We start from the raw sequence: 12,483 nt of genomic DNA, 5'->3' as shown, positions 1-12,483 counted from the left end.
GGAGACCCGGTTTTTTCGAGTCGTGGCTCGAATAGCCTGCTATGGCAACGATTTCCATCGAGACGACCGACCGAACGGAGGGACTGGACGTGACCGAGGAAGTCACCCGGGCGCTTCCCGACAACGCCGACGGCGTCGCGACGGTGTTCGTTCGACGTGTGACGGGCCGCGCACCCGGACGCTACAGGTCGAAGTAGCTGGCACGTGACGAGGGACAGAGAGCCGGGAGAACGGTCATCTTTCATCCCGCCGCCCGACTCGCTGAGCGTGGCCGTAAAGTGATCGTAGCCCACAGGATATCCATGACAGAGACGGCACTCGTCTGGTTTCGGCGCGACCTGCGCGTCCACGACAACCCGACGCTCCGGCGGGCGATCGACGGGAGCGACCGGGTCGTTCCGCTCTATATATTCGACACTCGGCGGTTCGGACAGTCGAGTCGATGGATCGACGAACCGAGAATCGGCCCTCTCCGAGCGCAGTTCGTCCGCGAGAGCGTCCGTGATCTGCGGGACCGGCTCCGCGAACGCGACGGCGAGTTGCTCGTTCGCCGCGGCGATCCGCGATCGATCGTGCCGGACGTCGCCGAATCCGTCGACGCCGACGTCGTGCACGCCCAGCGGCTCCCCGGCACCGAAGAGCGAGCGACCGTCGAGGACGCCATCGTCGACCGCGGGATCGACCTTTCGACCCACTGGACTCACACGCTCCACGCGATCGAGGACCTGCCGATGGCAGTCAGCGACGTCCAGGACACGTTCACGCCCTGGAAGGACAGCGTCGAGGCGAGCTCCCGGGTCCGGGATCCGCTCGACCCGCCTGCGACGGTTCCGACGCCCGACCTCGACGGCAGTCCGATTCCGGCGCTGTCCGAGTTGGGCTATGACGCGGGCGAGCCAGCCGACGAGCGCGACGCTCCAATGCCCGTCTCCGGCGGCGAGTCGGCCGCGCTGGAACGGCTGGAGACGTACGTCTTCGAGCGCGACCGCCTCCGGGAGTACCGCGAGACGCGAAACGGACTGCTCGGGATGGACTTCTCCTCGAAGTTCTCGCCGTGGCTCGCCCTGGGCTGTCTCTCGCCGCGACGAGTCACGCAGGCGGTCGATCGCTACGAGCGCGAGCGGGTCGACAACGACTCGACCTACTGGCTGGTCTTCGAGCTGCGCTGGCGGGACTTCTTCCAGTTCCAGCTCGCGAAACACGGCGCGGCGTACTTCCGGCCCGGCGGGATCCGGAACCGCGAGATCGCCTGGAACCGCGACGGATCCGCCTTCCGTCGGTGGGTCGACGGCGAGACCGGCTTCCCGTTCGTCGACGCGGCGATGCGGGAACTGGCGGCGACGGGCTATCAGAGCAACCGCGCCCGCCAGAACGCCGCGTCGTTTCTGGCGAACACGCTCCGGATCGACTGGCGATGGGGAGCTGCCCGCTACGAGTCTCGCCTGCTAGATTACGACGTCGCCTCGAACTACGGCAACTGGGCGTATATCGCCGGCGTCGGGACCGATTCACGCGACCGGGCGTTCGACGTGCTCTGGCAGGCCCACAACTACGACCCCGACGCCGAGTACGTCCGTCGATGGGTCCCGGAACTGGTGGACCTTCCCCCTCGCTACGCGCACGAGCCCTGGCGGATGGACGCCGACGAACAGGCCCGCTACGGCGTCGAACTGGGTATCGACTACCCTCAACCGATGGTCGATCCGACCGCCCACTTCGAGAGCCCCTCGTCGTAGGTCTCGATGGGGGGGACTACTCCTCGTAGATATCCTCGACCTGATCGTTGAACCGCTGGAGGATCGTCCGGCGCTTCTTTTTCATCGAGGGCGTGAGCAGTTCGTTCTGGGGCGTCCACTCCTCGGGCGTGAGCCGGAACTGCTTGACCTGTTCGACTGGTTCGAGCCGCCGGTTGACGCGCTCGACCTCCTCGCCGATCCACTCGCGGACGCGTTCGTCCTCGCAGAGCCGTTCGCGATCCGCCGGCAGGTCGATCCCCTCACGGTCGGCCCATGCTTCGAGGCGCTCGAAGTTCGGTGCGATGAGCGCGCTGACGAACTTCTGGCCGTCGCCGACGGCCATGATCTGCTCGATCCGGTCGCTGGTGGCGAACTCGTTTTCGATCCGGCCCGGCGCGACGTTCTTGCCCGTATCGAGCACGAGGATCTGTTTCATCCGGTCGCGATAGATCAGGTAGCCGTCGTCGGTTCGCTCGATGATGTCGCCCGTCCTGAACCAGCCGTCGTCGGTGAACACCCGGTCGGTGTCCTCGGGCCGCTCCCAGTAGCCGGGGTAGACGTTCGGCCCCGTGACCTGTAACTCGCCGACCTCGCCCTCGGCGTCCGGGAACTCCTCGTCGGTGACCAGTTCGGTGTCCAGCCGCGTCTCCACGTCGGCGACCGGCGGCCCGAGCGTTCCGGGCCGGACGTCCTCGGGCGGGTTGACGGACACGACCGGCGACGTTTCGGTCAGCCCGTACCCCTCCAGAATCGGTAGCCCCATCCCGAGGAACAGTTCGGCCAGTTCCGGGCTGAGACTCCCCCCGCCGCTGACCATGAACTCGACGTTGCCGCCGAGCCGACTCCGGACGCTCTCGTAGACCAGATAGTCCGCCAGCCTGTGTTTAGCCCGGAGCAACGGTCCCGGCGAGTCCGCCCGAGCATAGGAGCGAGCGACGTCGATCGACCACTCGAACACGCGCTGTTTGGTCGCTGTCTCGCCCGCTGTATCGCGCATCCGGTCGAAGATCCGCTCGTAGATCCGCGGGACGCTCGTCCCCGTCTGTGGCCGGATCTTGTTGATATCCTCCGGGATCGTGTCCGGGCTCTCGGCGTACCCGACGGTCGCGCCCGAAGCGAACATGAGGAAGTGGCCGGCTGTCCGCTCGAAGACGTGCGCCAGCGGGAGCACCGAGATCGTCCGCGTGCCGCTGTCCAGAGTGGGGACGTCCGCGGGCTTGTCGGGGCGGGGCCCGATCCGCTTGCGCGTCTGGTTGACGTTCGACCGGAGGTTCCAGTGGGTGAGTTTCACGCCCTTGGGCTTGCCCGTCGTCCCCGAGGTGTAGATCAGCGTCGCCAGGTCGTCGGGGTCGCGCGCCTCGAGCCACTCCCGGTAGGCCGACTCCTCGAACGCCGCCGCACCGAGGCGTGCGACCTCACCGAGCGTGTAGATGTCCTCGCGGTTGCCGTGGCCGTAGACCTCGTCCATGGCGACGATGAACTCCAGATCGAGGTCGTCTTCGACCTCCAGGACGCGATCGAGCAGGTCGCCGTTCTCGACGACGACGCCGACGGCGTCGGGATCGCCCAGCAGGTATCGGACCTGCTGTGGCGAGGATTCCGTGTAGACTGTCGTGACGACACCGCCCGCTGCGAGCAGCGCGAAGTCGGTCTGGGCCCACTCCATGCGCGTGTTCGCGAAGATTCCGACCCGATCGTCCGCGCTCGTCCCGAGTTCGCGGAACCCGGCCGCCAGATGACGGACGCTCTCGCGCATCTCCGCGTAGGTCAGCGTCCGGTACCGCCCCGATTCGGTGCCCGGCGTCTCGACCGCCGGCAGCGTCCGCTCGTAACAGTCCGTCTTGTACAGCTGTGCGTCCCGCTCGGCGTTGCGTTGGGCCGCCCCTTCGAACATCTCCGCCAGCGTGTCCCGCCCGATCACCGCGTCCGTGTGCTCGCGCTCCGCCTCGCGCCACCTCGCCGTGGCCATAGTCGGCTGTTCTATTCCTTTATGAATAATAACAATGAAAGGGGCAATCGAGGATTCGAAGAGCGAAGTGACGATTGTCTGACTCGTCGATCGAAAACCGACTCGGGAACCGATATACGAGGGGAACGTATACACACCGACAATGACCACGGACACAGGCTGGTTCGAGGGCGTCGATCCCGACGACCTCGACGCGCGCGGTGCGATCGAGAACGGGACCGCCGAATCGCCGGCGGACTGGCCGGCTCGAGCGGTCGAGTCTGGATTCGCCGCTGACGAAGACGACTACTACGACAAACTGCGCGAAGCGACCATCGAAACCGCCCGCGAGGCCGTCGCCGAACGCGAGCGCGCCGATGACCAGCAGCTCGTCCACGCCGTTCGCGCGATGGACGACTGTGAACGCACTGCAAACGAACTGGCCGAGCGTGTCGCCGAGTGGGGCGGCAGTCGGATCGGCGAGTCCGGTGGTGGCGTCTCATTCACCCGCGAGATCGCCGAGCGCGAACCGGGGGGCGACCTCGACGAGCAACTGCGCGCGCTCGCCGAGCAGGTGGTCGACCTCGACGAGCGGGCCGCCGAACTCCGGGCGTCGATCGAGCGGCTCGCGCCCGAGGTCGCGCCGAACCTCGCGGCGATGGCCGGGCCGGTGCTCGCGGCGCGGCTGATCGCGCTCTCGGGCGGGCTGAAACAGCTGGCGCGCTCGGCCAGCGGAACGGTCCAGGTCCTGGGAGCCGAAGACGCACTTTTTGCCCACCTGCGGGGGAACGCCCCCTCGCCGAAGCACGGGGTCATCTACACCCACGAGTACGTCCGCGGGACCGACCCCGAACACCGCGGCTCGGCCGCCCGGGCGCTCGCGGGCAAACTGACGCTCGCCGCTCGCGTCGACCACTACAGCGGCGAGCGCCGACCCGAACTCCAGGCCGAACTGGACGACCGCATCGAGACGATCCGCGCGCGGGGTGACGGCGAATGAGCCTCCCCGAGGGCATCCAGCGCCGAACGTTCGACGGCCGCGAGTCGCTTGCGACCCGCGGGCCACAGGTCTCCGAGGAGGCGGTCGTCGACGGGTGGCGCCGCTGGGACCCCGGCCGCTCGAAGGTCGCGGCGATGTTCGAACGCGGGCTGGATCACGGCCTCGCCGGCGGCGAGCGCGTGCTCTATCTCGGGGCCGCAAGCGGGACGACAGTCAGCCACGTCGCCGATTTCGCCGGGCCGACCTACGCCGTCGAGTTCGCCCCGCGGCCGACCCGCGACCTGATCGAGGTCGCCGCCGATCGCGAGCGGTTGTTCCCGCTGTTGAAAGACGCGCGCAAGCCCGAGACCTACGCCCACGTCGTCGAGCCGGTCGAGGTCCTGGTCCAGGACGTCGCGACGCGCGGGCAGGCCGAGGTCGCGCTCGCGAACCGACAGTTCCTCGAACCTGACGGTCGGCTGCTGCTGGCGATCAAAGCCCGCAGCGAGGACGTGACCGCCGATCCCGAAACGGTCTTCGAGGAGGTCAGCGCGACTCTCGAATCCGGCTACGAGATCCTCGATCGGGCGCGGCTGGAACCGTACCACGGCGATCACCTGGGCGTCGTCGCCACACCGCGGCAATAACCCCGCAGTAACGGGAAGGTTTTATCGGGCCGAAACCAAACGCGTGGTAGCGATGGATACGGGCACGGAGTCGCCGTTCACCCGCCTCGGAACGCTGGGTGTCGAGGAAGAGTTCTACGTCGTCGACGACGCGGGCCGGCCGACTGCCGGATCGGACGAACTGGTCTACGAGTCCGACCTCCCTCCCGTGCTCGACGATCGAATCGACCACGAACTGTTCAAGACTGTCATCGAAACCCGGACCCGACTGATCGAGGACCCGGAACACGCCCGCGAGGCCGTTCTCGAGGTGCGCAACGCGCTCGTCGAACACGCCCGCGAGCACGGGTTCGAGGTCGCAGCAGCGGGGCTGCACCCGCTGGCGAAGTGGCGCGAACTCGAACGCGCCGAGAAGCCGCGCTACCGGGCGCAACTGGACCGCATCCAGTACCCGCAGCACCGCAACACGACCGCCGGCGTCCACGTCCACGTCGGCGTCGACGACGGCGAGAAGGCCATGTGGATCGCCAACGAGATCCGGTGGCACCTCCCGATCATGCTGGCGCTGTCGGCCAACTCGCCGTACTGGAACGGCTACGACACGGGGCTGGCGTCCGCCCGGGCGAAGATCTTCGAGGGACTGCCCAACACGGGCATGCCGACGGCGTTCGAATCGATCGAGGAGTACCGCGGGTTCGAAGCGCAGATGCTGGAGACGGATTCGATCAGCGACCGCGGGGAGCTGTGGTTCGACGTGCGACCGCACACCGAGTACGGCACCGTCGAGATCCGCGCGCCGGACGGACAGGCCGACCCCGACCGGACGATGGCGTTCGTCGAGTACGCCCACGCGCTCGTGCTCGATCTGGCCGAACGCTACGAGGACGGCGAATCCAAAACGGAGATGCGGCGCGAACTGCTCGACGAGAACAAGTGGCGGGCGACCCGTCACGGCCACGACGCCTCCTTTATCGCCCGCGACGGCGACGGAACGGTCGACCTCGAGGAGGTCGTCTACCGGGACGCCGACCGACTCGGCGTCGACGGCATCCGCGAGATCTACGAGGGCGAGAGCGGATCACAACGGCAGCGCCGTCTCCGTGATGAGGCGGGCGTCGACGCGCTCTGTGACGCGCTCCAGCTGCGGGTGCAGCAGGCCGCCTCTCGTCGAATGTGAGCGGCATTCGCGCCGCGTGCCAGCCAAGGCTTTTTATTCGGGAGTCGCTTTTGTCCTCGTAGAAACGACGCATGTCGCCAGACGACACCACAGACGAGGACCGGACTGACGTAGCAGGGGGCGGAGAATCAATCGACGTCGAGGCCGAGGACGGCGGCGAGCCAGTCGGCGTAACGGTCGACGACGAGGGGGGCGTCCGCGAGCGTCTCGAAGAGGAAGCCGACCGGGCGGTCGGGGAGTTCGACGACCGACTGGTCGACCTGCTCGCGTGGGTGCTCGATACCGAGACCCGCGCGCGGATATACGTCAATCTCCGCCAATACCCCCACAGCACGAGCGATGAGATCGCCGAGGAGACCGGCCTGTACCCGAGCACGGTCCGGGAGGCGCTCGCGGAACTCCACGAGGAGGGCAAAGTGACGCGGCGCAAGCGCGAGAGCGACGGCGCGGGCAACAACCCCTACGAGTACAGCGCGATGGCCCCCAGCGACCTCGTCTCGGAGATCGTCGACGACGTACAGGAACAGCTCAACACGGTCTTCAATCTCGATTCTCACCTCGAAGAGCGCGAGTTGGACGCCGACGAACCCGTGACGATCACCGTCGAAGACGCCAGCGAGAACGACGAAGAGTGACATCCTCTGCGCCGTGAACGGCGCGGTTCTCCCGCTGAATCAAGATAGTTCCATCCAGCGTCGGCCCGGCTGCTGCTCTCGGTCCGGTTGAGCGAATCGGCCCAGACGATCGCCGGGGACACCAGCGCGTTCGCGGCGCAGATCGATCGCGGCGTTGCCGACGACGGCGCGGCCACGGTCTCGGCCGTGGCGACAGGCGCGACCGTCACGACGGCGGTCATCCAGGACGCGCTGCTGGAGACGCTGATCGAGGCCGTCGCGGTGACGCTCGTGGTCATCCTGCTGTTCCTGACAGCGCTGTTCCGCGTCCGGTACGGCTCGTGGTCGCTGGGTCCCGTGGCGGTCCTGCCGGTCGTGGTGGCGCTGGCGTGGCTGCTCGGAGCGATGTCGCTGCTCGGGGTGTCGTTCAACAGCGAGACGGCGGTGATCACGAGCCTGGCGATCGGCCTCGGCGTCGACTACAGCATCCACGCCAGCGAGCGGTTCGTCGACGAGCGCGAGCGTGCCGAGACGCTCGAATCCGCACTCGCCCGGACGATCACCGGGACCGGCGGGGCACTCCTCGCCAGCGCCGCGACGACCGCGGCGGCCTTCGGCGTGCTCGCCTTCGCGCTCTCGCCGCCGCTCCAGCGGTTCGGGATCGTGACGGGGCTGGCGATCGTCTTCGCGTTCGTCGCCGTCGTCACGATGTTGCCGGGCCTGCTGGTCGTGCGCGAGCGTCTCGGCGCGTAGTCCGGACATCCCCGCCATATTAGTCGGTGCCGCGTCCACCCTCGCACATGACGACTCCCGAGCGCGTCCAGTCGCTGATCGACCAGCTACGCGAGCAAGCCGAGACGGACCGGCCGAACGAGGAGACGCCCGACGTGGGCATCGTGATGGGCAGCGATTCGGACCTGCCGACCATGGCCGGCGGCAAGGGCAAACGGCCCGGTGCGTACGTCGCCCTCGCTGAAGAACTCGGCTTCGAGGAGCAGACCGACTACACGGACGCCCCCGGGGCACGGTTTACCTTCGAGACGTTCGTCGTCTCGGCCCATCGCACCCCCGAACTGATGTACGCCTACGCCGAGACCGCCGAGGACCGCGGGCTGGACGTGATTATCGCAGGCGCGGGCGGCAAGTCGGCCGACCTGCCGAACATGACCGCCTCGATCGCTTATCCGTTGCCCGTGATCGGCGTGCCAGTCCAGGAGAAGTCCGTCGACAGCGTCATCGGGATGCCGCAGGGCGCGCCGATCACCGCCGTCGACGCGGGCAAGTCGTTCAACGCCGCGCTGAGCGCTGTCCAGATTCTCTCGCGACAGTATCCCGAACTCCGCGAGCGACTCGCCGACTATCACCGTGACCTCCAGCAGGATGTCGGCGAGGTCTCCCGGGACCTTCACGAACTGGGGACGCCCGGCTTCAAGGACAAATACTGGGAGGAGTGACCGCGAGCGAAGCGAGAGACGGTCAGCGTTGCCGAAAACGGCAACACTGAATCCTTATATGCGACCGCCTCCAAGCGGTGGTCAGGAGTCTTATGAGCAATCCGTGGATCGCGATCGGCGCGCTGGCGGTCGTGGCGATTCTCATCCCGGTAGCGATGATCGTCGTCTCGGCACTGCTTCGGCCGCGCGTCCCAGAACTGAGTAAACGCGCCACCTACGAGAGCGGGGAGGTCCCGACGGGCAGCACGCGCATCCGGTTCAACATCCAGTATTACATGGTTGCGCTGCTGTTCGTGATCTTCGACATCGAGACGGTCCTGATCTTTCCCTGGACCGTCATCTACAGCGACGCCGTCGAGGCCGTCGGAATGACGCGAGCGCTCGTCCCGATGCTCGTGTTCGTCGGGGTCCTCGTCGTCGGTCTCGCGTGGGCGTGGCGCAACGGCGCAGTCCGGTGGGTTCGTAGCCCGCGGGCACAGCGTCAGAAGGTCGAACGGTAACCATGAGTAGCGAACAGACACCACAGGGCGACGGTACAGGCGGGAAATCAACCCAGGAGGCACGGATGGGCGAGGGCGTCGACGACCGGTTCAACTCGAAGTTGCGCGACGCCTTCGGCACGTCGCCGTTCATCCTCACGAAGTTCGACAAGTTCATGAACTGGGTTCGCGGGTCGTCGATGTTCATGCTGCAGTTCGGGATCGCCTGCTGCAGCATCGAGATGATGCATACCTATTCGGTCAAACACGACCTCGACCGGTTCCACGCGGGCGTGCCCCGGGCGTCGCCGCGACAGGCCGACGTGATCATCATCCCCGGGACGATCGTCTCGAAGTTCGCCCCGCGGATGAAGCGCATCTACGACCAGATGCCCGAGCCGAAGTTCGTCATCGGCATGGGCTCGTGTACGATCTCCGGCGGCCCGTTCCAGGAGGGGTACAACGTCATCAAGGGGGCCGAGGAGGTCATCCCCATCGACATCCACGTCCCGGGCTGTCCGCCCCGTCCCGAGGCGCTGATCTACGGCGTCGCCAAGCTCCAGGAGCGGATCGCACACGGCGAGACCGCGCCGGTGACGGTCAAACCGTACGAGCTCGAGGAGTTCGGCGACCTCGATCAGGACGAACTCGTACAGCATCTGGCCGATCAGATCGACGAGGACGACCTCGTCATGCGATACGACTGGACGGAGCAACCATGAGCCTGGAAGAGCCGGAACCCCCAACGGCCGACGAAGTCGGTGTCACCGAGGACGGGCTCGATTACGACGCGCTGGAGGCGTTGGTCTCCGAGCACGTCATCGACCGCGAGAGTCACGTCAACGCCGAGGCGCTGGTGATTCGGCCCGACGCGGTTCAGGACACCCTCTCCGCGCTGAAAGAGGAGGCCGGGTTCGATCACTGTTCGGCCGTCACGGCCCAGGAGTACGAGGACCGCTACGAGTCGATCTACCACCTCAAGAAGTTCGACGATCCGACCCAGCAGCTGAGCGTCGTCGTGCCGACCAGCAAGGACGAACCGGTCTCCGAAAGCGCCGAACCGGTCTTCCGGACGGCCGACTGGCACGAGCGCGAAGCATACGACCTCGTCGGTATCGAGTACGACGACCACCCCGACCTGCGTCGAATCCTGCTGCCGGAGACCTGGCAGGGCCATCCGATGGGGAAAGATTACAACCAGAACCAGCCACAGGTCGTCACGCTGCGCGAGCACGTCAATCCCCTCGCAGAGGACCACAGCGCGGGCGAGGACTCGGACACGATGTTCGTCAACATCGGTCCACACCATCCCGCGACCCACGGTGTCCTCCACGTCAAGACCGTCCTCGACGGCGAACAGATCGTCGACCTCGATCCGGACATCGGGTATCTGCACCGCAACGAAGAGCAGATGTGCGAGCAGTCGACCTACCGCCACCAGATCATGCCCTATCCCGATCGGTGGGACTACACGCCGGGCGGCATCCTCAACGAGTGGGCCTACGCTCGCGCGGCGGAGTCGATGGCCGACATCGAGGTGCCCGAGTACGCGCAGGTCCTGCGGACGATGAGCGCCGAACTGACCCGCATCGCCGCGCACATGCTCGCGCTGGGGACATTCGGGCTGGACGTCTACGGCGACTTCAACGCGATCTTCATGTACGCGGTCCGGGATCGGGAGGCCGTCCAGAACATCCTCGAGGACCTGACCGGCCAGCGACTGATGTTCAACTACTTCCGGCTCGGTGGGGTCGCCTGGGACATCCCCGAACCGCGCGAGGAGTTCTTCGAGAAGACCCGCGAGTTCCTCGACGGACTCCCCGAATACATCGAGGAGTACCACAACCTCATCACGGAAAACGAGATCTTCCAGTTGCGGTGTATCGACACCGGCGTCCTCCCGCCGGAAGTCGCGAAGAACTACGGCGCGACCGGGCCCGTCCTCCGCGGGTCTGGCGTCGATTACGACCTGCGCCGGGACGACCCCTACGGCTACTACGACGAACTCGACTGGGACGTCGTCACCGAGGACGGCTGTGACAACTACTCGCGCGTGCTCGTTCGCATGCGGGAGGTCGAGGAGTCGGCGAAGATCATCCGCCAGTGTGTCGATCTGCTGGAGGACTGGCCGGAAGACGACCGCGAGATCCAGGCCAACGTGCCACGGACGCTGCGCCCCGAGGCCGGAAAGGAGGTCTACGAGGCCGTCGAGGGGGCGAAAGGCGAACTCGGGATCTACATGCGAAGCGACGGGACGGACAAGCCCGCGCGCTTCAAGATCCGGTCGCCGTGTTTCTCGAACCTCCAGACGCTGCCCGAGATGAGCGAAGGCGAATACATCCCTGACATGGTCGCCTCGCTGGGTAGCCTCGACATCGTGCTCGGGGAGGTGGATCGCTGATGGTCGAGTCGGCACCCCTGCCCGAGACGTTCTCGGAACTGCTCGGCCTCGAGGGGTTCGGCGTCGCCGGGGAGTTCCTCGCCGGGTTGCTCGCCGCAGGTCTGGTGGGAACCTTCGTGCTGTTGAACACGGCCGTCGCCGGGCCGTGGGCCAAGCGGAAGATCACGGCGTCGTTCACCGACCGGATCTCGGTCAATCGAGTCGGCCCGTGGGGCCTGGGAACGATTATCGTCGACTCGGTGCGCCTGCTCAGCAAGGAGTTGATCATTCCCGAAGGCGCTGATCGGCCGGCGTACGATCTCGCGCCGCTCGTGCTCGCCGGATCGGCGCTGCTCGGCTTCGCCGTCATCCCGATGGGCAACGGCATTCAGGTCGCCGACCCCGAGGTCGGACTCGCCTACGTCTTCGCCGTGGCCTCGATCGCCTCGCTGGGGCTGGTGATGGCCGGCTACTCCTCGAACAACAAGTACTCGTTTCTGGGCGGGCTGCGCGCGGTCGCACAGAACCTCGCCTACGAGATCCCGCTGGTGCTGACCGGCGCGTCGGTCGTCCTCTTTGCTGGTTCGCTCCAGATGAGCGAGATCGTCGCTGCCCAGCAGGAGACGCTGCTCCAGCTCGGCCCGGTCGCGATCCCGGCGTGGTTCGCTGTTCTCAACCCCTTCGCCTTCGCGCTGTTCGTCGTCGCGAACCTCGCGGAGGTCGGGCGCAACCCCTTCGACATCCCGGAAGCCCCGACGGAGATTGTCGCCGGCTACCAGACCGAGTACTCGAGCGTCTACTTCGTCCTCTTTTATTTGGGGGAGTTCATCCACATCTTCCTCGGCGGCGCGCTCATCGCCACGCTGTTCCTCGGCGGGCCGGCCGGCCCGGTACTTCCGGGAATCGTCTGGTTCACGATCAAGATCTGGGCCGTGTTCCTGTTCACGCAGTGGGCGCGCTCGGCGCTCCCGCGCGTGCGCATCGACCAGCTCATCGAGATCGGCTGGAAAGGACTGCTCGTGTTGAGCTTCGCCAATCTGATTCTGACGGCCGTCATCGTCGGGGTGGTCGGCGTATGACGGCGCGGCTA

At 66.6% G+C, this 12,483-nt stretch carries 12 protein-coding genes and 1 pseudogene; 12 read left to right on the top strand and 1 reads right to left on the bottom strand.

Annotated features, from left to right (window positions below; genetic code table 11):
• Positions 1-41: 41 nt before the first annotated feature.
• Both HSR122_RS04205 and HSR122_RS04200 read left to right on the top strand, forming a co-directional pair.
• Positions 42-197 carry a hypothetical protein gene (locus HSR122_RS04205; protein WP_229111433.1) on the top strand — a complete coding sequence of 52 codons (156 nt, stop codon included), beginning with the start codon at positions 42-44 and terminating at the stop codon, positions 195-197.
• Positions 198-302: 105 nt separating this feature from the next.
• Entirely contained in the window at positions 303-1,736 is a 1,434-nt protein-coding gene (locus tag HSR122_RS04200) for a DASH family cryptochrome (protein WP_229111432.1), read from the top strand.
• Between the two features lie 16 nt (positions 1,737-1,752).
• Here the strand turns inward: HSR122_RS04200 and HSR122_RS04195 are convergent, their stop codons facing one another.
• Positions 1,753-3,705, bottom strand: a complete 1,953-nt coding sequence (locus HSR122_RS04195; protein ID WP_229111431.1) for an AMP-dependent synthetase/ligase — start codon at positions 3,703-3,705, stop codon at positions 1,753-1,755.
• 142 nt (positions 3,706-3,847) lie between these two features.
• On the opposite strand from HSR122_RS04195, the gene HSR122_RS04190 reads away from it, so the two are divergent.
• The 10 genes and pseudogenes from HSR122_RS04190 (at position 3,848) to HSR122_RS04145 (ending at position 12,472) form a co-directional block, all read left to right on the top strand.
• Positions 3,848-4,684, top strand: a complete 837-nt coding sequence (locus HSR122_RS04190; protein ID WP_229111430.1) for an NOP5/NOP56 family protein — start codon at positions 3,848-3,850, stop codon at positions 4,682-4,684.
• Positions 4,681-5,310 (top strand): fibrillarin-like rRNA/tRNA 2'-O-methyltransferase, encoded by a 630-nt coding sequence (locus HSR122_RS04185; RefSeq protein ID WP_229111429.1) that lies wholly within the window; start codon positions 4,681-4,683, stop codon positions 5,308-5,310. The genes HSR122_RS04190 and HSR122_RS04185 overlap by 4 nt, the downstream gene beginning before the upstream one ends.
• Before the next feature lie 52 nt (positions 5,311-5,362).
• Entirely contained in the window at positions 5,363-6,466 is a 1,104-nt protein-coding gene (locus tag HSR122_RS04180) for a glutamate--cysteine ligase (RefSeq protein WP_229111428.1), read from the top strand.
• Positions 6,467-6,537: 71 nt separating this feature from the next.
• On the top strand, positions 6,538-7,101 hold the full coding sequence (locus HSR122_RS04175; RefSeq protein ID WP_229111427.1) for a helix-turn-helix domain-containing protein: 564 nt from the start codon (positions 6,538-6,540) through the stop codon (positions 7,099-7,101).
• Positions 7,102-7,161: 60 nt separating this feature from the next.
• Positions 7,162-7,833: pseudogene (locus HSR122_RS04170) on the top strand (MMPL family transporter); the annotation flags it as partial.
• Between the two features lie 47 nt (positions 7,834-7,880).
• A complete protein-coding gene (purE, locus tag HSR122_RS04165) occupies positions 7,881-8,534 on the top strand; it encodes a 5-(carboxyamino)imidazole ribonucleotide mutase (RefSeq protein WP_229111426.1) in 654 nt (217 codons plus the stop codon).
• A 92-nt stretch (positions 8,535-8,626) separates the two neighbouring features.
• On the top strand, positions 8,627-9,034 hold the full coding sequence (locus HSR122_RS04160) for an NADH-quinone oxidoreductase subunit A (RefSeq protein ID WP_229111425.1): 408 nt from the start codon (positions 8,627-8,629) through the stop codon (positions 9,032-9,034).
• Positions 9,035-9,036: 2 nt separating this feature from the next.
• Positions 9,037-9,735, top strand: a complete 699-nt coding sequence (locus tag HSR122_RS04155; protein ID WP_229111424.1) for an NADH-quinone oxidoreductase subunit B — start codon at positions 9,037-9,039, stop codon at positions 9,733-9,735.
• Positions 9,732-11,414, top strand: coding sequence for an NADH-quinone oxidoreductase subunit D (locus HSR122_RS04150; protein ID WP_229111423.1), 1,683 nt, complete (start codon positions 9,732-9,734; stop codon positions 11,412-11,414). Before HSR122_RS04155 ends, HSR122_RS04150 begins: the two co-directional genes overlap by 4 nt.
• Positions 11,414-12,472, top strand: a complete 1,059-nt coding sequence (locus tag HSR122_RS04145; RefSeq protein ID WP_229111422.1) for a complex I subunit 1/NuoH family protein — start codon at positions 11,414-11,416, stop codon at positions 12,470-12,472. The genes HSR122_RS04150 and HSR122_RS04145 overlap by 1 nt, the downstream gene beginning before the upstream one ends.
• Positions 12,473-12,483 lie beyond the last annotated feature (11 nt).

It is taken from the genome of Halapricum desulfuricans (assembly GCF_017094525.1).
Taxonomy (GTDB): domain Archaea; phylum Halobacteriota; class Halobacteria; order Halobacteriales; family Haloarculaceae; genus Halapricum; species Halapricum desulfuricans.
This window is presented reverse-complemented; position numbering and strand designations above follow the sequence as displayed.

Excerpts from the sequence above, each read along its gene's own strand:
- HSR122_RS04190 (WP_229111430.1), top strand. The coding sequence starts at position 3,848 with ATGACCACGGACACAGGCTGGTTCGAGGGCGTCGATCCCGACGACCTC.
- HSR122_RS04175 (WP_229111427.1), top strand. The coding sequence starts at position 6,538 with ATGTCGCCAGACGACACCACAGACGAGGACCGGACTGACGTAGCAGGG.
- HSR122_RS04145 (WP_229111422.1), top strand. The coding sequence starts at position 11,414 with ATGGTCGAGTCGGCACCCCTGCCCGAGACGTTCTCGGAACTGCTCGGC.
- HSR122_RS04155 (WP_229111424.1), top strand. The coding sequence starts at position 9,037 with ATGAGTAGCGAACAGACACCACAGGGCGACGGTACAGGCGGGAAATCA.
- HSR122_RS04160 (WP_229111425.1), top strand. The coding sequence starts at position 8,627 with ATGAGCAATCCGTGGATCGCGATCGGCGCGCTGGCGGTCGTGGCGATT.
- HSR122_RS04150 (WP_229111423.1), top strand. The coding sequence starts at position 9,732 with ATGAGCCTGGAAGAGCCGGAACCCCCAACGGCCGACGAAGTCGGTGTC.
- HSR122_RS04185 (WP_229111429.1), top strand. The coding sequence starts at position 4,681 with ATGAGCCTCCCCGAGGGCATCCAGCGCCGAACGTTCGACGGCCGCGAG.
- HSR122_RS04205 (WP_229111433.1), top strand. The coding sequence starts at position 42 with ATGGCAACGATTTCCATCGAGACGACCGACCGAACGGAGGGACTGGAC.
- HSR122_RS04195 (WP_229111431.1), bottom strand. The coding sequence starts at position 3,705 with ATGGCCACGGCGAGGTGGCGCGAGGCGGAGCGCGAGCACACGGACGCG.
- purE (WP_229111426.1), top strand. The coding sequence starts at position 7,881 with ATGACGACTCCCGAGCGCGTCCAGTCGCTGATCGACCAGCTACGCGAG.
- HSR122_RS04180 (WP_229111428.1), top strand. The coding sequence starts at position 5,363 with ATGGATACGGGCACGGAGTCGCCGTTCACCCGCCTCGGAACGCTGGGT.
- HSR122_RS04200 (WP_229111432.1), top strand. The coding sequence starts at position 303 with ATGACAGAGACGGCACTCGTCTGGTTTCGGCGCGACCTGCGCGTCCAC.